This window comes from Rhizobiaceae bacterium (assembly GCA_023953845.1).
Taxonomy (GTDB): Bacteria; Pseudomonadota; Alphaproteobacteria; order Rhizobiales; family Rhizobiaceae; genus Arvimicrobium.
Genome location: JAMLJC010000001.1, coordinates 3398600 through 3420061, shown reverse-complemented (window position 1 = coordinate 3420061; position 21462 = coordinate 3398600). Strand labels below are relative to the sequence as shown.

Here is a 21462-nt window from a genome sequence, read left to right as displayed (position 1 = left end):
GCCGAAACGGGCTTTTTCAGAAGCAGGCCCTCAGCGGCACGATAGTCATCTTCGATGAGTCCGCGCCGCGGGAGGATGGCTATGCCCCGTCTCGGCTGATCCGTCTCAGCTTGCGGGCGAAATCGACCTCGAAGCCGCCGCCCCTCAATATCGCAGCGTCTTCGGAAACTGCATGTGCCCGAAGCACGAGGCGCAGCGCCGCCGCCGCCTTCTCCCAGGCGCCAGACCCTTCCGCCATCACCGCGAATTCGACGGTTGACATCTCGGTCTGCCTCACCCGGAAATCGGTGATCGAGCGGTCGCTGTCGAGGATAGCGGCGCGTATGGCATCCGGCATCACTTCGACAAATCCCCCCATTGTACCCGGCAGGCGCAGCGTGTCGTCGCAGCGGCCTTCGACGCGCTCCAGCGCGAGAAGCGGCGAGCCGCAGGCGCACTTTTCCCTCGACGGCGCCAGAATGTCGTTCAATCGGTAGCGGATCATCGCCTGCGCCGTGCGGCGAAGGTCGGTGATGATCGGCAAAAAGCGGTCGGGATGACCCGGAATCGGCTCGCGCTCGAAGATCATGTCGTCCTCGTTGAGGTGGATGTTTCCATGCGCGCAAGCGACGCCCAGAAACCCCTCCGTCGCCTGATAGATCGAGCGCGGGCGGACGCCGAAAGCGCGTTCGGCCTGATCGGCATCGAGAGGGTCGAGCACCTCGCCGCCGGCGAAGATTTTTTGCAGCGGCAGGTCTGCGCCGAATTCCGCCAGGGCGCGCAGGGCCTTCGGTGGAGCGACGATCGTGTCGGGGCGGAACCGTTCGAGTTCCCCGATATGACCCTCCACGCCCTTGCGGATGTCGAAGAAGGCGAAGGCGAGCCGGCTTGAACGCCGCGTCGTCTCGTACAGTTCGTTCGCCGTGGAAAGCATCACCGCCACGCGATGCGCGCGGAAAGGAAAATCCGGCAGGGTCTTGGCGAGAATGGAGCCAAGCCAGAGGCAGCGCTCGCGTTCCGAGACGAGAAACAGGCCGCGATTGCCCGACGTGCCGGAACTGGTGCCGACCGTCAGCGCGCCGATGCGGCCCGAGCCGTTGCCGCTGCGCAGCCCCTCCTCCGCCGCCGCCCACGCCGTGTCGCGGCTGATGCCGTGGGCGTTGAGCGCGCTGAAATTCTCAAACGCGCCCGCCTTGTCCATGACGGGCCATTCGGCGAAAGGTCGACCGGCGAATTGCCCATAGAAAGGAATCGCTTGCGCGATTCCGGTCAGTTGCCGATTCAACATCAGCCGCTGCCGCGCGGCGACCTGTCCGGGCGTGCGCAGCCTCGCCAGTGTCCAGCGCTTGGCGGCATAGGCGGCGAGGATCGAGAGCGCGCCGGTCATTACCGTGGCCTATGCGCCATTCCCTCTCAACATCGATTCCAGCAGTGCATGACGCGGCGAGGCAAAGGGATTGACGACCGTCACGCCACCCCATGTGAAACCATCCTGAAGATCTTCCGATAGAAGCAGTCTGCAGCCAGCCCGGGACGACACGGAGAGCATGACCGCATCCCAGATGCCGAAATGGTGATCCGTGGCGAGATCGGCCGCCGTCAGCATGGCGTCGGACCCTGTCTCGACGACCGGGAACGTATCGCACCAACTCAACATAGCCTCGCGGGCTTCCATCGGCGACTTTCCGGCTTTGCGCCTGAGAACGTTGAACAGTTCGCCAAGCACTTGAACAGGAATGATCGCCGCTCCTTGCGGGAGCCTGCGGATGATTTCGAGAATGATATTGCGCTTCTCGATCCCGTTGACGCCCTCCGCATATGCAAGAATGTTGGTGTCCAGCGCGATCTTCAACGCTCGTCCTCGTAAAGTTCGTCGCGCGTCCATTGCCCGGCATCGGCAATGGGTTGACGCTCAAGGCGCGCCAAGAGCGCCGCACGCGCTCCGGACGTCGCGCTTTCGCGTCTGTCGGCGGGAACGATGCGCGCGACGGGCCGTCCGTGGCTCGTCACCACATAGCTCTGGCCCTCGCGCACGTTGCGCAGGATGACAGAAAATTTGCGGTTGGCATCCGCCGCCGAAACAGCCTCTTCCATAGAGCACCTTCTTAGTAGTTATATTGCCTACAATAAGGTAGGGTTAGGCGTCACGCAAGTCGGCTCATCAAAGCCGCTCGGCCCCGCCATTGCCCAGCGCACACTCACGGCCACGACTCCGGATCGTGAGCCAGCAACAATTCCGCTCCCCACGCTGTCGCCGCGCGCACCAATTCTCCGCTTCGCCGCGCCGCCTCGCGGTCATGCACGACCAGACGCGCCGGCCAGTTCGGCTCGCGGCCGGAAAGCAGAGGCGGAAGCGTCCAGTCGGTATCGGCGGCATAAAGCAGCGGCCGTTCCCGCTCCCCGAAAAACAGCCCGAAATGGCCTGCCATATGACCGGGCAGATCGACAGCCACCGCCGAGCCGTCGCCGAATATATCGTGCCCCGCCCCGCCCCACGGCAGCGGCACGCGCGGCGCATCCTCGATCACGCGCACCGTCGTTTCGGCGAGGGCCGGCATCAGCGAACGGTAGAACGCCATCGTGAGGTCATGCCGGCTCGGACTGGCCCGCCAGATCGCCAGCGAGGCGCGCGACATATGCAGCCGCGCATACAGAAAGCGCCGCAAGCCGCAGATGTGATCGGCATGGAGATGCGTCACGACGATGTCGCGCACGTCGGCCGTCTTGGCGCCTTTCGCCTGCACGACCGCCAGCGCGTCCTGCGCCGGATCGAGTGTCGGCCGCAGCAGGTTGCGATAGAGGCGGATGGCAAGGTCGGGCGCGGAGAAAAGCTCCGGACTGTAGCCGGTATCGATCAGCGCAAGGCCGTCCGCCCGTTCCATGAGGCCGTAGCGGATCGGGAAATCCGTGCTTGTCCATCCGGCTTCGGCATCGACCAGCCAGCGGCGCGCGGTTACGGTGGCGCTGACGGGAAAGCTCAGCTTCACATCAAAACCCTCGATGCCGCGATGGTCCGTTCGATCGCCTCGTCGCGGCCAAGCGCAGGCTTCCAGCCCAGCCTTTGGCCGATATTTGTCAGGTCCAGCGTCTGCGAGAAGGCGAAGAGGCCGAGCGCATAGGCCGTCACCAGAGGCGGGCGGCCGCTCGTCCGCGCCAGAAGTTCGAGCAGGCGCGCGCCTCCCAGCGCGACGGGCACCGGCATGGCGCGCCACCGAACCTCTCGTTTGAGGCCGGAAAACAGCCGCTCGACCAGTGCGCGGATTTCGATCGGCTCGCCATGCGAGACATTGTAGGTTCCGGCGGTTGACGCATCGGCCTCCGCCATCGCCAGCACCGCGTCGGCCGCGACGGAGATGTCGGTGATATCCACCTTCGCGCCCCCACCGCGCAGCAGAGGCAGCGGTCGGCGCTCCGCCACCTTCAGCAGGCGCGGCAGGAGATGCGGATCGCCCGGCCCGAACAGGCCGCGCGGGCGGGCTACAAACACCTCGCCGCGAAAGCCGCGCGCCACCTCCTCCGCCGCGCGTTTCGTGCGCGCATAGGCGTTGACCGGCCTTGGCAGCGGCGCGCCCTCGGCGAGGTTCAGCCGGTCCTCGAAGGCGAAGTAGACGCTGGTCGAGGAGACATGCACGAGACGCCGCACCCCTGCCCGTTCCGCCGCCGCGACCACATTGCGCGTACCTTCGACATTGGTCCGCTCGAAAGCGGAATCGGGTCCCCAGTCGGAAGACAAGGCCGCAGAATGAATAACTGCCCCGCAGCCGTCGAAGACCCGCGCCAACCCTTCGGCGTCGGCGAGGTCGCAGCGCATGAAATTCGCCCGTCCGCCGAAATCGCCCGGTCCGGTGATTCCGCGTCCGGTCGCCACGACCTGATGGCCGCGGCGGGCGGCCTGTTCCACGACCCGCCTGCCGAGAAAGCCCGTCGCGCCGGTGACCGCGATCCTCATGCCATTTCGAGGCAGAAGCCGCCGACCGAGAAGCCGGCCGACGTGCCCACCACGAGCACTTTCGATCCTTTGCGCGCCCTGCCCGTCGCGATGGCGTCATGTAGCGCGGTCGGGATCGACGCGGCGATCTGGTTGCCGTGCGTGGCGATGAGGTCGACGATCTTCTCGCGCGGGATTCTCAGCTTCTGCACCAGATGGTCGAGCGACCCACGGCTCGCCTGATGCGGCACGACCAGATCGACGTCGCTCCAGCGCCAGCCGGCCTTGCCGAGCAGCGCCTCGAAGAAGGGAGCGATGACCTTCGCCGCCAGCTTGTACGCGGCCTTGCCGTCCATACGGAAAACGGCGTTGTCGGCAAATCCCGCCGCATCGCGGTGGAAGTCGAAGCGCGTGCCGCCGGCGGCGAGTTCGCAATCGCGGTAACCCTCAGGCCAGGTTTCCATGTGGAACGCCGCGACGCCGCCGCTGCCGCCACGGTTCGCGGACAACACGATTGCCGCCGCGCCGTCGCCGAAAAGCGCTGCCGTATCAGGGCTTTGCTTCCAGGGCAGCGCACGCGACGGAATCTCGCTCGACGCGATCAGCACGTTCCGCGCCCTGCCCGCCTCGATCATCTGCGCGGCAATGTCGAAGGCCACGACGAAGCTCAGGCAACTGGCATTGACGTCGAAGGCCGGGATACGCGCTCGCCCGAGTCCCAGCGCCTGCTGGATCAGCGGCGCGGTCGCCGGGATCGGCTGTTCGGGAACGGCTGCGGCGAAAAGGACGAGGTCGATCTCCTGCGTGTTCATGCCGGATCGCTCCACCGCCCGGCTCGCCGCGTCGATCGCCATGGCGCTGGTGGATTCGGTGGTGACGACCGGCCGGCTTTTCACACCGACCCGCTTTTCGGTCATGCCGGCTGGGCGGCCGAGTTCAGCGTCGATCCCGGCGCTGATGCGGATCGTCGGTGGGACGAAGACGCCGGTGCCGGCGATCCTGACTCGCGCCAGCATCCGATCCATGACTAACCGAGCGGGATTTCCCGCGGACACCGCTACGACCGCATCTGACGCTTTCGCAAAGCTGTCGAGCATGGCCGACACCCCGTATTGAACACTGTTCATTTTGATGCTAGCAAGGAACTGAACAGTGTTCAATAGCGGATCGAACCATGCCGGCCCTTGTCCCAAAGCCCGTATCCACCCGTGAGAGGATACTGGAATCGGCGCGTGCGATTCTCGTCGAGGAAGGTTTTCGCGCCCTCTCGACTCGCGCCGTCGCGACCCGGGCCGGCTGCTCGATCGGGACCATCTACAACCATTTTCGCGATTTCGACGATGTCGTCCTTCACCTCAACGCGGAAACGCTGACGCAGTTGGGCGAAGCGCTGGCAGCAGCGGCCAAGAATCCCCCGGCGAAACGGCCGGCGGCGCTGGTCGATGCCTATTTCGATTTCGTGGAGGCAAACGAAGCCTCCTGGAGCGCGCTTTTCCAGCATTATCCGCCGCCCGGCTACGATTTGCCGGACTGGTATCGCGCGACGATCGAAAGCGTAGTCCGCGGAGCGATCGGGGCGCTGGACGAACTTCTAGCGGGAACTCCGGACGAAGAGCGCGACGGGCTCGTGATCGCGCTGTGGTCCGGGCTGCACGGGCTCGCCTCGCTCGACCGGCAATCGAAGCTGGCGACGGTAACACCGGGCGCCTCCGCCAGAACGCTCGGACATCTGCTGGTGTCATCGGCGCTGCGCGGCGCGGGCTGGACCGGCCGGTGAGCAAGCGCGTCCTGATCACCGGCGCGCGCGCGCCGGTCGCGGTCGATATGGCGCTGCTCTTCCATCGCGCAGGGACGGAGGTGCATGTCGCGGATTCGACGCCGCTTCTCTTCGCCGCAGGGCTGAAATGCGTCGCCGGCAGTTATCGCCTGCCCTCGGCGCGGGGCAATCTTCCGACTTATGCACGGGCCGTCGCCGATCTCGTGAAACGGCACGGCATCGATCTCGTCATGCCGACCTGCGAGGAGGTCTTTCATCTCGCCGCAGCGCGGGACACGGGGTTCTCCATACCGCTCTTCGCGCCGCCCATAACGGTGCTGAGACCGCTTCACGACAAGTTCGCCTTCATCGAGCTGGTGCGCGATCTCGGTTTCGACGCGCCGGAAACGACGCTGCTGCGGTCGGAGGCAGATGTCGCCGCGCTCGCCGGCCGCAGCCGGGATCTGGTGTTCAAGCCCTGTTTCTCTCGCTTCGCGGTCGAGACGCGCGTGAGCGTCGCGCCGCAAAAGCTGAAGCGCATCAAGCCGACGCTGCAGGCGCCGTGGGTGGCGCAAGAGCTTCTGAAAGGTCAGGAGTTTTGCATCTACGCCGTCGCCATCAACGGCAGGCTCACAGCCTTCAGCGCCTATCGCCCGCTTTACCGGATGGGTCAGGCGGCGAGCTACTATTTCGAGCCGGTCGATCTGCCGGAGGCCGAGCGTTTCGCCGCTGGTATCGTGGCCGCGACGCGTCTCGACGGCCAGATCTCCTTCGACATGATCCGGACGGCCGACCGGGGCCTTCTGCCGGTGGAATGCAATCCGCGCGCGACGAGCGGCCTTCATCTTCTCGCCGACCGCCCGGAGATCGCGGAACGGATTTTGTCGCGGCCAGAAGTATCAAATCTGAAAGCTGAGGCTCTTTCCCCTGATAAGGTACCCCCACCCCTTTCGGGGCGAGCCACGCGTCTCGCCCCGAAAGGGGTGGGGGTTCTGCTCCGCGAGAACCCAAAGGCGATAGTCTGTTCTTCCTCCGACGACATCATCCGTCCTCGCCCCGCTGCCGGCCCTGCTGCCTGCAAGGCGGTGATGTGGCTGCTCGGCCTTGCGCCAGCGATCGCCCAGGGCAAGGTCGGCCGCTGGCGGACGGACAAGCGCCGGGCGCGCGACATTTTCGCGGTTCCGGGAAGCCCGCTCAATCTGCGCGCCTGGCAGACGCTCGGCAGCTATTGTCTGGAGGCATTGAAGACGCGCCGGCCCCTGCGCGCCATCACGACGACAGACATCGAATGGGACGGCGAGCCGCTCGATGCCCGTCCCTGAGCAGGGTGAGGACAACACGACCGGGTGCATGAACGCGCTTGCCCGCGCCTATGCGGAAGGTTTTCGCACGCATGGAGTGGGCGCCCTCATCCGCAATCTGGCCACCCATGTCGAGACACGGCGTATAGGCGAAAGGGAGGTGGTGCTGACCGTCAACCGGTCCGAACCCACCGACACCTATGTCTGCTCGCCGCACACAGCCTTCGTGCGTTATCTGCGCGAGGAAATCCCGACGCTGCCCATGCGGGCCGCGCACCGGCCGCTCGGGCTTCTCGTCTCGGGCTTCGACCGGCTGCTGAAGGCCGCGCGCGTGGACGACATCGTGCATCTTAACAACTGGCTGCTTTCCACGAACCTGACCGGCGGGCTTCCCGTGCCGGACGTGACAGGCCTCAGCAGGGCGCTGACGGAGGAGTTTCCGGGCTCGCTGCTGGCGATCCGCTCGCTCAACGAATGGTCGAACGCGGAGTTGTTGCGCGACCTCGTCGCCGGCGGCTGGGATCTCGTTCCAAGCCGGCAGGTCTGGGTGATCGACGATTTCGCGCGCAACTGGGCAGACCGGCGCGACACGAAACGCGACCGCGATCTGGCCGGAACGACGCCGCTGCGGCGCGAGGCGCTTCGGCAGGTGAGCGAGACGGATGCCGCGCGCATCGCGCATCTCTACGGCCTGCTCTACCTGCAAAAATATTCCCGGCTCAATCCCGACTATTCGCCCGAATTCATCCGCTTCGCGCATGAGATCGGCATGCTGCGTTTCATCGTCTTCCGGGACGAGGCGGGCACGATCCAGAGCGCGGTCGGCTGTTTCGGTCTCGGCAACGAAATCACCACGCCGATCGTCGGCTACGATACGGCAAAGCCCGCCGGCGACGGCCTCTACCGGCTGGCGACATGGGCGATCTTCGATCTGGCGCAGCGCGAGGGTTTGTGGCTCAACCTGTCTTCCGGCGCGGCCGGCTTCAAGCGCAATCGCGGGGCGCGGGGCGTCATCGAATATTCGGCGGTCTACACGCGCCACCTGTCGCGACCGCGCCGCCTCGCCATCGCCGCGCTGCGCCGGACACTCGACGGCATCGCCGTCCCCATAATGCGGAGGTATCAGCTTTGATCCCCTACCCCGACGCCATCAAGGAGAGCTGGCTGCCGGTGGCCGCCGTCCAGGAAGTAGGCGACAAGCCGCTCTCGCGGCGGCTGCACGGCGTGCCGCTGGCGATCTTCCGCGCCCGGGACGGGTTCGGCGTGCTGCGCGACCGCTGCCCGCACCGCAATGTCGCGCTTTCCGAAGGCAAGGTGATCGCGGGCGAGGTCATCTGCCCCTATCACGGCTGGAGCTTTGGCAAGGACGGCGCCTGCACCGGCGTTCCGGGCTCGGAAACCGTACCGAGGATTTCTGCGAACAGCCTGCCGGTGCGGGTGGAGTCCGGGTTGATCTTCACCAGCCTCTCCGACAATCCACGTCCCTTCCCGGCGATCCCCGCACCCATCGGCGATGCCGGCTACGACCAGTTCCTGTGGCCGATCCGCGCGCCCGGATTTCTGGTCGATGCCGTGGAGAACCTGCTGGACCCGGCGCATCCGCACTATCTGCATCCCGGCATCGTGCGGTCGCCCGACAGCCGGCACGCTGTGCGTGTCGAGATCATCGAGCGGCCGGATTCGGTCGAGGCGATCTATCACGAGGAAGCGCGGACCAAGGCGTGGATGCCGCGCCTGCTCGAAGGCAAGCGCATGACCAGCATCGGCCGCTTCTTCCCGCCGACCACGGCGCAGCTCGCCTTCGAGGGCGAGGACGGCCCGAAACTCGTCATCACCGCCTTCTTCTCTCCGGAGACCGAGGAGGAAGTGCAGGCCTTCGCGCATTTCGCGACGCCCAAAGGCAGGATACCGGCGCGGCTGAAGGAGTTCGTGCTGCGCGCCTTCCACCGCCCGGTGTTGCGGCAGGATCAGGACATACTGAAGGCGCAGGTGGAGAATGTCCGCCGTTTCGGCGGCGTGCGCTATGCCGCCGGCCCGCTCGATTTCCTCAAACTGCCGATGCTGAGACTGATGCGCGGCGAGACGCTGGAGGAAAAGGTGAGCGAGGGAAGGTGCAGGCTGTAGCGACCGTTCAGCCTTGTTGCCTCGGGTCCGAACTGCTATCCGATCGCCCAAGGGAATGGTGTCTCCCTCAAAACCGCGCTGTTGCTGATGACGCCTGCTTTCGCGCCTCGTGCGCAGAAGGAGGCTTGCGTGGGATTTCTTCTCGTTTTCGTCGGATCGGGCATAGGCGGCATGGCGCGGCACGGGGTCGGCCTGCTGGCGCTCAGATGGTTCGGCACCGGTTTTCCGATCGGGACGCTCGCCATCAACATCGTCGGCTCGCTGCTGATGGGCGTCGTCGCCGAATACTGGGCCCTGAAGAGCGGCCTGCCGCAGCCGGCCCGGCTCTTCCTGACCACCGGCATTCTGGGCGGCTTCACGACCTTTTCCGCCTTCTCGCTGGAAACCGCCGTGCTCTGGGAACGCGGCCAGCCGCTTAGCTCCGTCGCCTATGTGGCGGCGTCGCTGGTCCTCTCGGTCGGCGCGCTGTTCGCGGGGCTGTGGCTGATCCGCATGCTAGATGCGCGGGGCATTCTCTGAGCACGCGACGATGCGCTCGCCTCGGCCGGACGCAAAACCGCTTCACACTTTTGCCGGAAATGATCTAAGCGCGGCCATGCATTCGCTGCAAGAAATCGCGACCTTCGAGCAGATCGTCAAGAAAAGCCGCTTTCTGGCGACCGCCGGGCCGGTGGCGGACGAGAAGGCGGCGCGCGACTTCATCGCCGCGCAGGCGATTGCCGGGGCCAACCACAATTGCTGGGCATGGCGCGTCGGCCAGGCCTACCGCTTCAGCGACGACGGCGAACCCGGCGGCACCGCCGGCAAGCCGATCCTGCAGGCGATCGACGTGCAGTCGCTGGACAATGTCGCCGTCGTGGTGACTCGCTGGTTCGGCGGCGTGCTGCTCGGAACGGGCGGGCTGGTGCGCGCCTATGGTGGCACGGCGGCCTCGTGCCTCAGGGCCGCGAAGCGCGTGGAACTCGTCAACCGGCGAGAACTGGCGATGCGCGTCGGCTTTTCCGATCTCGCTCTGGTCAAGGCGCGGCTCGCCGCCGCCGAAGGAGTGGCGGTGCAAAGCGAGACTTTCCTCGCCGACGGCGCGGAAATCACCGTCGCGGTGCCGGAAGCGGCCTTCGACGAGGTCGTGGCTCGATTGGCGGACGCGACCAGCGGGCGGATCAAATTCCTGTCGGACACATGAAAAAGGCCGTCGCGTCGCCGCGACGGCCCTTCAAAACTGTCTGCCGGAATCAGCGGCGGATGAGCGACCAGACGGCCGGGACGAGCGCCGCGGCCAGCGCGGCCTTGATGAGGTCCGGCACGATGAAGGGAGCGACGCCGAACTGCCAGCCCTTCTCCACGCCGATCAGCGCCGAGAGCCAGCCGAAGCCCATGGCGAGCATGATGGCGTCGGCAATCACCACGATCCCGAAGAATTTCAGCACGTTGCGGTCCCAGCCGCGATCCGCCGCCCAGCCGATTATGGCGGCCATGACGACGAAGCCGGCGAGGTAGCCGCCGGTGGTGCCGAGCATATAGGCGAGTCCGATGCCCTTTTCCGGCGTGCTCTGGAACACCGGCAGACCGGCCGCGCCTTCGGCCATGTAGAGAAGGAGCGTGGCGAGGCCGAGGCGGAGGCCAAAGGCGGCCGCGATCAGGATGACGGCGAGCGTCTGCAGCGACATGTCGACCGGGCCGAACACGACCTTGGTCTTGGCGGAAAGGGTGAGCAGCAGGGTGCCGAGCACGGCGAGGCCGAACTGCATGGCGAGTCGCGCGTTGCGGCCCTCAGGCAATGCCAGCGATACGAGCGGGCGTGTGATGGTGGTCGATGCGGTCATGAAACTCCCCTTCCGTCTCGGTCGCTTCGGCGAAATGCCAGCCAAAGAAGGTTTGGCGTGGTGCAGAACGACGACAACCTATATTGGCTTCGCAGGCGGCCGGCAAACGAAAATACCGCAGCGCACACAAGGTAGCGGCACATGGACTTCGACACCAGTTTCACACCCGCCTACGGCGAAGCGGTCGGGATCGGCGGCGGCGTGCGGCGGCTGACCGCGCCCAATCCGAGCCCCTTCACCTTCCATGGCACCAACACCTATCTGGTCGGCACGGATACGCTGGCGGTGATCGATCCGGGGCCGGACGACGACGCGCATCTCGCGGCGATCCTGTCGGCCATCGGCGGGCGGCCGGTGAGCCACATCTTCGTCACGCATACGCATCGCGACCACTCCCCCCTCGCCGCGCGGCTGAAAGCCGAGACGGGCGCGAAAACAGTCGCGGAGGGACCGCATCGCGCCTCGCGGCCTCTGCGGACGGGCGAGGCGGACAGGCTCGACGCCAGCGGCGATGCGGAATTCCGGCCCGACATCGCGGTCGTCGACGGCGAGACGGTGGCAGGCGACGGCTGGGCGCTGACCGCCGCGATGACGCCCGGCCATTGCGCAAACCACGCCGTCTTCGCGCTGGACTGCACCGGCGTTCTCTTCTCCGGCGACCACGTGATGGCCTGGTCGACGACCATCGTGGCGCCGCCGGACGGATCGATGGCCGACTACATGGCCTCGCTCGACCGGCTGCAGGAGCGCGACGACCGGCTCTATCTGCCCGGCCACGGCGGACCGGTGAAGGAGCCGCAGGCCTTTCTGCGCGGGCTGCGGGCGCACCGCAAGATGCGAGAGCGCGCGATCCTGGAACGGGTGAACGGCGGCGATCGTTTCATCCCCGATATCGTGGCGGCCATCTATCGCGGCACCGATCCGCGCCTGCACGGCGCGGCGGGCCTCTCGGTGCTGGCGCATCTGGAGGATCTGGTCGCGAAGGGGCTGGTGAAGGCCGAAGGCGACCTCGGCATCGACAGCGAATTCCGGCCGGGGTAGCGCCTACTGCTGCGGCGCCTGCGTGGGCGGCGGCGCCTCGTCGGGAATCTCGACGGTCGGCGCGTCGTCTTCCTCCTCGGCAGGACCTGCGCGGACGGGCGCGGTGCCGGCCTGCGCCGCCATCATCGCGTCGAGTTCGGTAAGGAAGCCGACGATGCGCGCGGCGTTGCCGCCCAGATCGTGCGCGCCGTAGCGGGAGGCGGAGCGCATGTCGACGAATGTGGCGGCACCCATATCGGTGACCCTCACCGCGACGTCGGCGGGCAGGCCCCAGACCAGCGAGTGCGCGACCGCCTCGATGGTGGTCTCGAAGGCCACGCCGACCGAATCGCGCGTCGCCGTCACCGGCCAGCCCCGCCGCGCGACGATATCCTCGACGGCGGCGAGCACCCGGTCCATCGGCAGTTCGTAGCGATGGCCCTCGACCAGCGGATAGGCTTCCGCTTGTTCGATGATGCTCTCGGGCGTCGGGTCGCCGACCGCGTTCATGTCCGGCGTGCGCAGGCGCGCCGCCTCGGCAAGCGAGGGCGGGTTCTCGAGATCGGTCGAAATGTCGGCAAGCTTCGGATAGGCGAGATACCACCACGCGCCGACCAGAAACGGCGCGATCGTCACCAGCGACCAGAAGACACCGAGCAATATGTCCGGGCCGCCGCGATCCCCGAAATACCAGTAGCGGCGGTGCGCGACGAGGCCGGCAGCCAATCCGGCGAGCGCGACCGCCAGCGTCGTGCCGAGGAGCGGCGCGAGGTCGGGCGTCGTGACAAGACGATAGCGATGAGCCAGCACTATCGTGGCGAGAAGCACGATCGAGAACACGCCCAGCCGCCGCGACCAGACGGCGCCGGGCGACATGGGTCTCTCGATCGTGGCCGTCATCGCTCCTCGCAGTGGGACGGCCTTACCTGCCGCGCCCCGACGGCAAGATCAAGGTGATTGGATGAAGGCCGCGGGAGAACCTACGCTCAGGCGGTCGGCAGACGGTGATCCCTGAAGCGCTCGCGCAGCGTGATCTTCTGGATCTTGCCGGTCGCGGTATGGGGGATCTCGTCGACGAAGACGACATCGTCGGGCATCCACCATTTCGCCACCTTGCCCTCCATGAAGGCCAGCATCTCGTCGCGTCCGAACGTCTTCTCCGGCTTGCGGACGACGACCAGCAGCGGCCGCTCGTCCCATTTCGGATGCGGCAGGCCGATGACAGCCGCCTCCGCAACGTCCGGATGGCCCACCGCGATGTTCTCCAGATCGATGGTGGAAATCCACTCGCCGCCGGACTTGATGACGTCCTTGGCGCGGTCGGTGATCTGCATGTAGCCGTTGGCGTCTATATGGGCGACGTCGCCCGTGTCGAACCAACCGTCGGCGTCGAACTGCTCGGCGCCGGCACCGCCATAATAGGCCCGCGCCACCGCCGGCCCCCGCACCTTCAGCCGGCCGAAGGTCGCGCCATCCCACGGACGGTCGACATCATTGTCGTCGGTGATGCGCATCTCGACGCCGAAAGGCGCAAAACCCTGCTTCTGCCGTATGTCGAGCAGCGCTTCCGGCTCAAGACCCTCGACCTCGGGCTTCAACGTGCAGAGCGAACCCAGCGGCGACATCTCGGTCATGCCCCAGGCGTGGATGACCTCGACATCGTAGTTCTGCTGGAATTTCTGCGTGATGACGCGCGGGCAGGCCGAGCCGCCGATGACGACGCGCCTGAGATGCGGCAGCTTCTTCCCCGTCTCCTCCAGATGCTGGAGCAGCATGAGCCAGACCGTCGGCACGGCCGCGGAGAACGTGACCTTTTCCGTGTCGAGCAGTTCGTAGATCGAGGCGCCGTCCATCTTGCCGCCCGGCATCACCATCTTGGCGCCGATCATCGGGCCTGTCTGCCCGAGCCCCCAGGCATTGGCATGGAACATCGGCACGACCGGCAGGATGACGTCGCGCGACGAGATGCCCATGGAATCGGGCATGCACGCGATCATGGCGTGCAGCACGTTGGAGCGGTGGCTGTAGACGACGCCTTTCGGATCGCCGGTGGTCCCGGACGTGTAGCACATGCCGGCCGCCGTGTTCTCGTCGAGGTCGCGCCAGACGAAATCGCCGTCCGCCCCGGCCAGCCACTCCTCGTAGGCGACGACATTGGCAAGCGCGGTCTGCGGCATGTGCGCGGCGTCGGTAAGGACGACGATCTTCCTCAGGGAGGGCACGGACGGCGCGAGTTTTTCGACCAGCGGCATGAAGGTCAGGTCGACGAACAGTATCCTGTCCTCGGCATGGTTCATGATCCACGCAATCTGCTGCGGGAAAAGCCGGGGGTTGAGCGTGTGATAGACCGCGCCGATGCCCATGGCGCCGTACCACACCTCCAGATGGCGCGCAGTGTTCCAGGCGAGCGTCGCCACGCGGTCGCCGAGGCCGAAGCCGTCGCGCTCAAGACGCTGCGCGGCCTGACGCGCCCGCTTGTGCAATTCGGTATAGGTGGTGCGGACGATCGGCCCCTCGACCGAGCGCGACACGATCTCGCGATGGCCGTGCTGGCGCGCGGCGTGGTCGATGATCTTGTGGCACAGAAGCGGCCATTGCTGCATCAAGCCAAGCATGTGAGTCCTCCCGATCGCACAACATCTGGCGGGGACAGACCGATCTTGTCCAGCGGGAAAAGTATGCGCGAGCGCCATAAAGACGCCACTGTCGCCTAGGACTTTCGTCTAAAGGGCGGGAACATCATGAGGAGGCTTTCATGGCAATGACGGCGGACACCATGATTTCCGAGCCGGACGGGCTCGAAGCAATCGGTAACGTGCTGTCGCAACGCGACGAGACTGCGCTGCAGGGCGATTTCGCGGGTTGCGTCGTTTCCGCGCTGGAGGCGGTCAAAGGCACCCTGCTCTTCCAGATGCAGATCGACGCCGAACTCGCCGGCCGCAAGGTCGCGGCGATCAGCGTCGGCCACGGCGAGGACCGCGCCTTCGCGCTGGTGATCCTGCCGGATGGCGACAAGCAGGTGCGCATCGAGCGCGCCGAGGACAGCGACGATCCGCTGGCCGCGATCGCGCCGTCCTATGCCGGCCTGATCGACGTCCTGGATGTCGCGGCATAGCTGGACCATCCGCAGGTCAGCCGAGGCGTTTGTCTTCGCAGATGCGAGTGACTAGGTTTTCCCCGCACCACGTGGAGATGACACCATGACGACGCAACCGCCCCTCACCAATCTCCAGACACGCGACGTCGCGGCGCTGCTTCATCCCTACACGCCGCTGCATCGCCTGAACGTCAACGGCCCGATCGTCGTCGAGCGCGGTAAGGGCGTCCACGTCTACGACACACAGGGCCGCGCCTATATCGAGGGCATGTCGGGACTCTGGTGCGCCGGGCTCGGCTTCGGCGACGAGGAACTGGTCGAGGCGGCGACCGAACAGATGCGCGCCCTGCCCTACTACCATCTCTTCGGCGCGAAGGGCACGGAGCCGGCGATCGAGCTTGCCGAAAAGCTCAAGGAACTCGCGCCCGTACCGATCTCCAAGGTGCTTTTCACCTCGTCCGGCTCGGAAGCCAACGACACGCAGGTGAAGCTTGCATGGTACTTCAACAATGCGCGCGGAAAGCCGGACAAGAAGAAGATCATCTCCCGCATCAAGGCCTATCACGGCGTCACCGTCATGTCCGGCTCGCTGACCGGCCTGCCCGGCAATCACAATGGCTGGGACCTGCCGGTCGACCGGGTGGTGCACACCGACTGCCCGCATCACTACCGCTTCGGCATGGAGGGCGAGAGCGAGGAGGCGTTCGTCGCGCGGCTCGCGCAATCGCTGCGCGACCTGATCGAGCGCGAGGGTCCCGACACCATCGCCGCCATGATCGCTGAGCCGGTGATGGGCGCGGGCGGCGTGATCGTGCCGCCAAAAGGCTATTTTCCCGCGATCCAGGCCGTGCTCGACGAGCACGACATCATGCTGATCGACGACGAGGTGATCTGCGGCTTCGGGCGCACCGGCAACTGGTGGGGCGCCCAGACGCTCGGCATGACGCCGAAGACCATGTCCGCGGCCAAGCAGCTCACCGCAGCCTATGCGCCGCTCGGCGCCGTGATGCTGCCGGAGGACATTTATCAGGCCTGCGTCGACCAGTCGGCGCGGTTCGGCACGTTCGGGCACGGCTTCACCTATGGCGGGCATCCGCTCGGCTGCGCGCTCGGCGTCAAGGCGATCGAAATCTACCAGAAGCGCGACATCATCGGCCATGTCGGCAAGCTGGCGCCGCTGTTCGAGGCGCGCATGCGCAAGGCCGCCGAACACCCGATGGTCGGCGAGGCGCGCTATGTCGGACTGGTCGGCGGCATAGAGCTCGTGGCCGACAAGCGCACAAAACGGCCGTTCGATCCGAAAAGCGGCGTCGGCGCCACGCTCGTCCGCTATCTGGAGGGCCGCGGCGCGATCCTCCGGGCGCTCGGCGACACCATTTCCTTCTGCCCGCCCATGATCATCTCCGAGGCGGAACTCAACGAACTGTTCGACCGCTTCGAACTGGCTCTGGCGGATGCGGAAGCCTGGGTGGCGAAGGAGGGACTTGCCAGGGCTGCCTGAGCGCCGCTCTACGGCGCATGCAACGGGAACGTCCCGGCAGCGGGCGCGTTTGGGCCTGAGCAAGCGACTGGAGGCTCAGATGAATATTTCCGTGAACCCCTCACCCGGCTTCAGGGATCATCCGGAACACGGGATATCCGCCCTGCCCTTCGACGGCGTCGTGGTGGTCACCTTCGGCGACGCGGTTGTCGCCTCGACGGAAAGAGCGCTCCTGCTGCGCGAGGCGAATCACGATCCTGTCTTCTATATCCCGTTCGAGGACATTTATTTCGAGTTCCTGACGCCGTCCGACACGCATACGCACTGCCCCTTCAAGGGCGACGCGTCCTACTGGAACGTGTCCGCATCGGGCAACGCGACGCGCGACGTCATGTGGGCCTACCGTTCGCCTTTCGACGAGATGCTGAGGATCAAGGACCACGGCGCCTTCTATCCGAACAAGGTGCGGATCGAGGCGACGCCGCGCGGAGGCGAGACGGCGGATATTTGAGCAACGAGCAGCGATCTGCACGGCAAGACAGCGGACATGCCGTCAATCAGGCAGGATCGAGCAGGTCCGGCGCGAATTTCATGTTCAGAAAACGCATGCGCGACAAGGAACCGGCAATGGCTTCACGCCAAGCCGGTCCACGCTGCAACGCCTCGCCGTACTTGTCGGCGAGATCGCGTTGGCGCGCGCAGGCGATCAGCGCTTCAGCGATATTCTCAGCCTGCATGAGGTCTTTCAAATCCTTGCCGCTGCCAATCGGTCGCCTTGCCGCCACGATCAGTTTGTGAACGGCATAGCGAGCCGGATCGGGCACGATCACCGGAACACCGCCATTGTGCAATAGGACGGTCCGAACCGGTTCCCGGATGAGGAAATCCAGAAAACGGAGCGGTTCTGCCACTGCTCCACCGAGGGACGGCATCCTGGCGGGCTTTCTGGAAAATTCATCGCTGCCACGATTTGGAGTCAGAAAATCTACCCGCAGCCCATTGTCGGCCTCATATCTGGTAGACCCCTGTGCGTCATTCAGACCGGGCGCGGGCCGGAAGCTGCTGTCGACCGACTGGATCGTTTCCAGAATCGGAGGGATTGTGTCTTGAACAGCCACGGAGATCGAGTGGAACTGCGCCACATCCACGTCGCCGGTCTGCATTGCTGCGCCGGGGAACCGATAGCCGAGGACAGCGCCGTAAGTCTGATAGGCCACGGTGCCGACAAGGCAGGCGCGCAGGCGGAACAGACCGGCTTTCCAGAATGCTTCGATGAGATCCCCCACCCTCCTTTCGGGGCTGAAAAGCCCGGCTTCGCGGACAAGCGTCGAAACGATCTTGCGGCGCGCTTGAAAATCGTCCTTCAATTCCCGGAATTTTCTGACGCGCCGGGAAAGTTGCTCGTCGTCCACCGGACCGACATACTTGCGCTTCCCGTCCTCGCCGTCGCGCCGGGAAGGCTTGTAATACCAATAACGTCTACCCCGGACGGGAACTTCGATAAATGACCCCGTCTCGGCAAAGTCCTGATCGAACTGGGCGTCCAGCGCCCGATCGAGCAGTTCCGCCACCATCGTCGTGTAGATGATATCGAGCTGGCGACCCACGAAGCTAAACCCATTTCGCAAATTGGTTATAATGCTCAGTCAAGGCATTATAACCAATTTGCGAAATGGGTATAGCCTAGCAGGGCCAGAGGCTCAGCCGGGCTTCTTTTTCCGCGCGGCGATCGCCGCCTGCGCCGCCGCCAGCCGGGCGATCGGCACGCGGAAGGGCGAGCAGGACACGTAGTCGAGCCCTACTTCCTCGCAGAAGCGGATCGACGCCGGATCGCCGCCATGCTCGCCGCAGATGCCGAGCTTGATGTCCGGGCGCGTCGCCCTGCCCTTCTCCGCCGCGATACGCACCAGCTCGCCGACGCCGTCGACGTCGAGCGACACAAACGGGTCCTGCTCGATGACGTTCTTCTGGCGGTAGACCTCGAGGAAGGACGAGGCGTCGTCGCGGCTGATGCCGAAGGTGGTCTGCGTCAGGTCGTTGGTGCCGAAGGAGAAGAACTCCGCCGTCTCGGCGATGACATGCGCGCGAAGGGCCGCGCGCGGCAGCTCGATCATGGTGCCGGTCAGATAGTCGATCGGCGCGCCTGCCGCCTCCGCCACCTCGGCCGCGACGGCATCGATCCTCGCCTTGACGTAGTCCAGCTCGGCCTTGAGGCCGACCAGCGGCACCATGACCTCCGGCACCACGGGGCTGCCGGTCTTCCGGCCCGCTTCCACGGCCGCCTCGAAGATGGCGCGCGCCTGCATCTCGGCGATCTCCGGATAGGAAACGGCGAGCCGGCAGCCGCGATGGCCGAGCATCGGGTTGAACTCGTGCAGCGCTTCCGTCCGCTGGCGCAGCTTCTCGGCCGAAACGTTCATGGCCGCCGCCACCTCGTCGATCTCCTCCTCGGTCTTGGGCAGGAACTCGTGCAGCGGCGGATCGAGCAGGCGGATCGTCACCGGCAGGCCGGCCATGATCTCGAACAGTTCGAGGAAATCCGAGCGCTGCATCGGCAGCAGCTTCGCCAGCGCCGCGCGGCGGCCGGCCTCGGTGTCGGCCAGGATCATCTCGCGCATGGCGACGATGCGGTCGCCGTCGAAGAACATGTGCTCGGTGCGGCAGAGCCCGATGCCTTCCGCGCCGAAGGAGCGCGCCATTCGGGCATCGGCGGGCGTCTCGGCATTGGTGCGCACCTTCATGCGGCGCGCGCCGTCGGCCCACTCCATGATTTTGGCGAAATCGCCGGAAAGCTCCGGCTGGAGCATAGGCACCGCGCCCTTCAGCACCTGGCCCGTCGCGCCGTCTATGGTGACGATCTCGCCCTTCTTCAGGGTCACGCCCATGGCGATCAGCGTGCCGGCCTTCATGTCGACGCGCAGGCCGCCCGCGCCCGACACGCAGGGCTTGCCCATGCCCCGCGCCACAACCGCCGCATGGCTGGTCATGCCGCCGCGCGTGGTCAGGATGCCTTCGGCGGCGTGCATGCCGTGAATGTCCTCCGGGCTCGTCTCGACGCGGACGAGGATGACCTTGCGACCCTGCCCGCGCGCCTCCTCGGCCTCGTCGGAGGAGAACACGATCTCGCCGGTGGCCGCGCCGGGCGAGGCAGGCAGGCCCATGCCGATCACATGGCGCTCCGCCTTCGGGTCGATGGTCGGATGCAGGAGTTGGTCAAGCGAGGCGGCGTCGATGCGCGACACCGCCTCCTCGGGCTTGATCAGCCCCTCCCCGACCATCTCGACGGCGATCTTCAGCGCCGCCTTGGCGGTGCGCTTGCCGGAGCGGGTCTGCAGCATCCAGAGTTTTCCGCGCTCGATCGTAAACTCCAGATCCTGCATGTCGCGGTAGTGCCGCTCCAGCCGGTCGGAAATGTCGACGAAGGCTGCGAACGCCTCGGGCATCAGCTTCTGCAGCGACGGCTTGTCGGAGCCGGCCTCGATGCGCGCCTTCTCGGTGATGTTCTGCGGCGTGCGGATGCCTGCCACCACGTCCTCGCCCTGCGCGTTGACGAGGAACTCGCCGTAGAGCGCCTTCTCGCCGGTCGACGGGTTGCGGGTGAAGGCGACGCCGGTGGCCGACGTCTCGCCCATATTGCCGAAGACCATGGCCTGCACGTTGACGGCCGTGCCCCAGCTTTCCGGAATGTCGTGGAGGCGGCGATAGGTGACGGCGCGCGGCGTCATCCAGCTCGCGAAGACCGCGCCGATGGCCGACCACAGCTGGCGGCGCGGGTCCTGCGGGAAAGGCTCGCCCAACTCCTCCTCGACCTTCGCCTTGTAGAGCCTGATGACCTGCTGCCACTCGGCGGCGGAAAGCTCGGTGTCGAGTTCGTGGCCGAGCCGCGCCTTCTCGTCCTCCAGGATCTCCTCGAAGACCTCATGGTCGAGCCCCATGACGACGTCGGAATACATCTGGATGAAGCGGCGGTAGCTGTCATAGGCGAAGCGGGCGTCGCCGGATTCGCGCGCCAGCGCCTCCACCGTCTCGTCGTTGAGGCCGAGATTGAGCACCGTGTCCATCATGCCCGGCATGGAGGCGCGCGCGCCGGAACGCACGGAGACGAGCAGCAGGTTTTCGGGATCGCCGAAGCGCTTGCCGGTCAGGCGGCCGATGTGCCCCAGCGCGGCATCGACTTCCGCTTCATAGCTCGAAGGATAGGTGCGGCCATTGGCGTAAAAATAGTTGCAAACCTCGGTGGTGATGGTGAAGCCGGGCGGCACCGGCAGGCCGAGGCTGCACATCTCGGCAAGGTTCGCGCCCTTGCCGCCGAGCAGGTTCCGGTCGCCCGCGCGCCCTTCGGCCGCGCCGTCCCCGAAGGTGTAGACCCACTTCGTCATCGATCCTCCCGCATCTTCAGAGGCTGCATCGCTGGGCGACCGTTATGTTGGTGCACTGCAAAAGGCAACCGGCTTGAAGACGCGAGGCGTGCTCAAATCGATTAGCGAAAAGAATCACTTGGCCGGCTTGTCTCAGCTTTCGATTCAGACTAGAACATAACAAGAACACAGGAGGCGACGATGCGCAAGACGGGCAAGCTCGACTATCTCGAAATGCCGGCGACAGGCGGCACGCTCGACAGCGTCAAATCGTTCTACAGCGCCGCATTCTCATGGTCATTCACCGACTACGGGCCGACCTACTCCGCCTTCGACGAAGGGCTGGAAGGCGGCTTCCACACGGACGCTTCGGAAGGGCCGAAGGCGCCGCTGCCGGTGCTTTATTCGGAGCGGCTGGAGGAGACCTTGGAAGCCGTGGAAAATGCGGGCGGAGCGATCGTCAGGCCGATCTTCTCCTTCCCCGGCGGGCGGCGCTTCCATTTCAGGGACCCGGCGGGCAACGAACTGGCGGTGTGGGGAGAGTGACCCATCGCGACGGAAGGCTCGCGCCGCACCTGCGGCATCTTTTGACGCTT

Annotated in this window: 22 protein-coding genes and 1 riboswitch; of the genes, 11 read left to right on the top strand and 11 right to left on the bottom strand. The window is 65.8% G+C overall.

The window, feature by feature from the left end; all coding sequences use genetic code 11:
* Positions 1–79: 79 nt before the first annotated feature.
* From M9955_16755 to M9955_16730, 6 genes are all read right to left on the bottom strand, one after another.
* Entirely contained in the window at positions 80–1366 is a 1287-nt protein-coding gene (locus M9955_16755) for a hypothetical protein (protein ID MCO5083295.1), read from the bottom strand.
* 9 nt (positions 1367–1375) lie between these two features.
* Complete coding sequence (locus tag M9955_16750) at positions 1376–1831, bottom strand: PIN domain-containing protein (GenBank protein ID MCO5083294.1); 456 nt, start codon at positions 1829–1831, stop codon at positions 1376–1378.
* On the bottom strand, positions 1828–2073 hold the full coding sequence (locus M9955_16745; GenBank protein ID MCO5083293.1) for a type II toxin-antitoxin system prevent-host-death family antitoxin: 246 nt from the start codon (positions 2071–2073) through the stop codon (positions 1828–1830). Before M9955_16745 ends, M9955_16750 begins: the two co-directional genes overlap by 4 nt.
* 104 nt (positions 2074–2177) lie before the next feature.
* Complete coding sequence (locus M9955_16740) at positions 2178–2966, bottom strand: MBL fold metallo-hydrolase (GenBank protein ID MCO5083292.1); 789 nt, start codon at positions 2964–2966, stop codon at positions 2178–2180.
* The gene (locus tag M9955_16735) at positions 2963–3928 is read right to left on the bottom strand and encodes an NAD(P)-dependent oxidoreductase (GenBank protein MCO5083291.1); all 966 of its coding nucleotides are present in this window, start codon (positions 3926–3928) and stop codon (positions 2963–2965) included. The genes M9955_16740 and M9955_16735 overlap by 4 nt, the downstream gene beginning before the upstream one ends.
* Entirely contained in the window at positions 3925–4923 is a 999-nt protein-coding gene (locus M9955_16730) for a ketoacyl-ACP synthase III (GenBank protein MCO5083290.1), read from the bottom strand. The genes M9955_16735 and M9955_16730 overlap by 4 nt, the downstream gene beginning before the upstream one ends.
* A 158-nt stretch (positions 4924–5081) precedes the next feature.
* Here M9955_16730 and M9955_16725 point away from each other — a divergent pair, with 158 nt between their 5' ends.
* The 6 genes from M9955_16725 to M9955_16700 all read left to right on the top strand — a co-directional run bounded on the left by M9955_16725 (position 5082) and on the right by M9955_16700 (position 10271).
* Positions 5082–5684, top strand: coding sequence for a TetR/AcrR family transcriptional regulator (locus tag M9955_16725; protein ID MCO5083289.1), 603 nt, complete (start codon positions 5082–5084; stop codon positions 5682–5684).
* Positions 5681–6985 carry a hypothetical protein gene (locus tag M9955_16720; protein ID MCO5083288.1) on the top strand — a complete coding sequence of 435 codons (1305 nt, stop codon included), beginning with the start codon at positions 5681–5683 and terminating at the stop codon, positions 6983–6985. Before M9955_16725 ends, M9955_16720 begins: the two co-directional genes overlap by 4 nt.
* Entirely contained in the window at positions 6972–8096 is a 1125-nt protein-coding gene (locus M9955_16715) for a hypothetical protein (GenBank protein ID MCO5083287.1), read from the top strand. The genes M9955_16720 and M9955_16715 overlap by 14 nt, the downstream gene beginning before the upstream one ends.
* Positions 8093–9088 carry an aromatic ring-hydroxylating dioxygenase subunit alpha gene (locus tag M9955_16710; protein MCO5083286.1) on the top strand — a complete coding sequence of 332 codons (996 nt, stop codon included), beginning with the start codon at positions 8093–8095 and terminating at the stop codon, positions 9086–9088. The genes M9955_16715 and M9955_16710 overlap by 4 nt, the downstream gene beginning before the upstream one ends.
* Positions 9089–9130: 42 nt before the next feature.
* Positions 9131–9192, top strand: a riboswitch (Fluoride riboswitch).
* A 25-nt stretch (positions 9193–9217) separates the two neighbouring features.
* Positions 9218–9607 (top strand): fluoride efflux transporter CrcB, encoded by a 390-nt coding sequence (gene crcB, locus M9955_16705; protein MCO5083285.1) that lies wholly within the window; start codon positions 9218–9220, stop codon positions 9605–9607.
* A gap of 76 nt (positions 9608–9683) precedes the next feature.
* Positions 9684–10271, top strand: coding sequence for an IMPACT family protein (locus M9955_16700; protein MCO5083284.1), 588 nt, complete (start codon positions 9684–9686; stop codon positions 10269–10271).
* A gap of 49 nt (positions 10272–10320) precedes the next feature.
* Here M9955_16700 and M9955_16695 read toward each other — a convergent pair whose 3' ends face one another.
* Positions 10321–10911, bottom strand: a complete 591-nt coding sequence (locus M9955_16695) for a biotin transporter BioY (GenBank protein ID MCO5083283.1) — start codon at positions 10909–10911, stop codon at positions 10321–10323.
* A gap of 141 nt (positions 10912–11052) precedes the next feature.
* Here M9955_16695 and M9955_16690 point away from each other — a divergent pair, with 141 nt between their 5' ends.
* Complete coding sequence (locus M9955_16690) at positions 11053–11952, top strand: MBL fold metallo-hydrolase (protein MCO5083282.1); 900 nt, start codon at positions 11053–11055, stop codon at positions 11950–11952.
* A 3-nt stretch (positions 11953–11955) separates the two neighbouring features.
* Here M9955_16690 and M9955_16685 read toward each other — a convergent pair whose 3' ends face one another.
* Both M9955_16685 and M9955_16680 read right to left on the bottom strand, forming a co-directional pair.
* A complete protein-coding gene (locus M9955_16685) occupies positions 11956–12831 on the bottom strand; it encodes a DUF1499 domain-containing protein (GenBank protein MCO5083281.1) in 876 nt (291 codons plus the stop codon).
* 86 nt (positions 12832–12917) lie between these two features.
* A complete protein-coding gene (locus M9955_16680) occupies positions 12918–14546 on the bottom strand; it encodes a 3-(methylthio)propionyl-CoA ligase (GenBank protein ID MCO5083280.1) in 1629 nt (542 codons plus the stop codon).
* Positions 14547–14686: 140 nt separating this feature from the next.
* Here M9955_16680 and M9955_16675 point away from each other — a divergent pair, with 140 nt between their 5' ends.
* The 3 genes from M9955_16675 to M9955_16665 all read left to right on the top strand — a co-directional run bounded on the left by M9955_16675 (position 14687) and on the right by M9955_16665 (position 17019).
* Entirely contained in the window at positions 14687–15046 is a 360-nt protein-coding gene (locus M9955_16675; protein ID MCO5083279.1) for a hypothetical protein, read from the top strand.
* 85 nt (positions 15047–15131) lie between these two features.
* Positions 15132–16529, top strand: a complete 1398-nt coding sequence (locus M9955_16670) for an aminotransferase (GenBank protein ID MCO5083278.1) — start codon at positions 15132–15134, stop codon at positions 16527–16529.
* 79 nt (positions 16530–16608) lie between these two features.
* A complete protein-coding gene (locus M9955_16665; protein ID MCO5083277.1) occupies positions 16609–17019 on the top strand; it encodes a DUF427 domain-containing protein in 411 nt (136 codons plus the stop codon).
* Between the two features lie 46 nt (positions 17020–17065).
* Here the strand turns inward: M9955_16665 and M9955_16660 are convergent, their stop codons facing one another.
* Positions 17066–18115 carry a GSU2403 family nucleotidyltransferase fold protein gene (locus M9955_16660; protein ID MCO5083276.1) on the bottom strand — a complete coding sequence of 350 codons (1050 nt, stop codon included), beginning with the start codon at positions 18113–18115 and terminating at the stop codon, positions 17066–17068.
* Positions 18116–18208: 93 nt separating this feature from the next.
* A complete protein-coding gene (ppdK, locus tag M9955_16655) occupies positions 18209–20887 on the bottom strand; it encodes a pyruvate, phosphate dikinase (GenBank protein ID MCO5083275.1) in 2679 nt (892 codons plus the stop codon).
* A 180-nt stretch (positions 20888–21067) separates the two neighbouring features.
* On the opposite strand from ppdK, the gene M9955_16650 reads away from it, so the two are divergent.
* A complete protein-coding gene (locus tag M9955_16650; protein ID MCO5083274.1) occupies positions 21068–21412 on the top strand; it encodes a VOC family protein in 345 nt (114 codons plus the stop codon).
* The last annotated feature ends 50 nt before the right edge of the window (positions 21413–21462 follow it).

Bases quoted from the DNA above. Each gene is read 5' to 3' on its own strand.
- M9955_16755 (MCO5083295.1), bottom strand. From the start codon at position 1,366: ATGACCGGCGCGCTCTCGATCCTCGCCGCCTATGCCGCCAAGCGCTGG.
- M9955_16745 (MCO5083293.1), bottom strand. From the start codon at position 2,073: ATGGAAGAGGCTGTTTCGGCGGCGGATGCCAACCGCAAATTTTCTGTC.
- M9955_16735 (MCO5083291.1), bottom strand. From the start codon at position 3,928: ATGAGGATCGCGGTCACCGGCGCGACGGGCTTTCTCGGCAGGCGGGTC.
- M9955_16730 (MCO5083290.1), bottom strand. From the start codon at position 4,923: ATGCTGGCGCGAGTCAGGATCGCCGGCACCGGCGTCTTCGTCCCACCG.
- M9955_16725 (MCO5083289.1), top strand. From the start codon at position 5,082: ATGCCGGCCCTTGTCCCAAAGCCCGTATCCACCCGTGAGAGGATACTG.
- M9955_16715 (MCO5083287.1), top strand. From the start codon at position 6,972: ATGCCCGTCCCTGAGCAGGGTGAGGACAACACGACCGGGTGCATGAAC.
- M9955_16700 (MCO5083284.1), top strand. From the start codon at position 9,684: ATGCATTCGCTGCAAGAAATCGCGACCTTCGAGCAGATCGTCAAGAAA.
- M9955_16695 (MCO5083283.1), bottom strand. From the start codon at position 10,911: ATGACCGCATCGACCACCATCACACGCCCGCTCGTATCGCTGGCATTG.
- M9955_16690 (MCO5083282.1), top strand. From the start codon at position 11,053: ATGGACTTCGACACCAGTTTCACACCCGCCTACGGCGAAGCGGTCGGG.
- M9955_16685 (MCO5083281.1), bottom strand. From the start codon at position 12,831: ATGACGGCCACGATCGAGAGACCCATGTCGCCCGGCGCCGTCTGGTCG.
- M9955_16680 (MCO5083280.1), bottom strand. From the start codon at position 14,546: ATGCTTGGCTTGATGCAGCAATGGCCGCTTCTGTGCCACAAGATCATC.
- M9955_16675 (MCO5083279.1), top strand. From the start codon at position 14,687: ATGGCAATGACGGCGGACACCATGATTTCCGAGCCGGACGGGCTCGAA.
- M9955_16670 (MCO5083278.1), top strand. From the start codon at position 15,132: ATGACGACGCAACCGCCCCTCACCAATCTCCAGACACGCGACGTCGCG.
- M9955_16665 (MCO5083277.1), top strand. From the start codon at position 16,609: ATGAATATTTCCGTGAACCCCTCACCCGGCTTCAGGGATCATCCGGAA.
- ppdK (MCO5083275.1), bottom strand. From the start codon at position 20,887: ATGACGAAGTGGGTCTACACCTTCGGGGACGGCGCGGCCGAAGGGCGC.
- M9955_16650 (MCO5083274.1), top strand. From the start codon at position 21,068: ATGCGCAAGACGGGCAAGCTCGACTATCTCGAAATGCCGGCGACAGGC.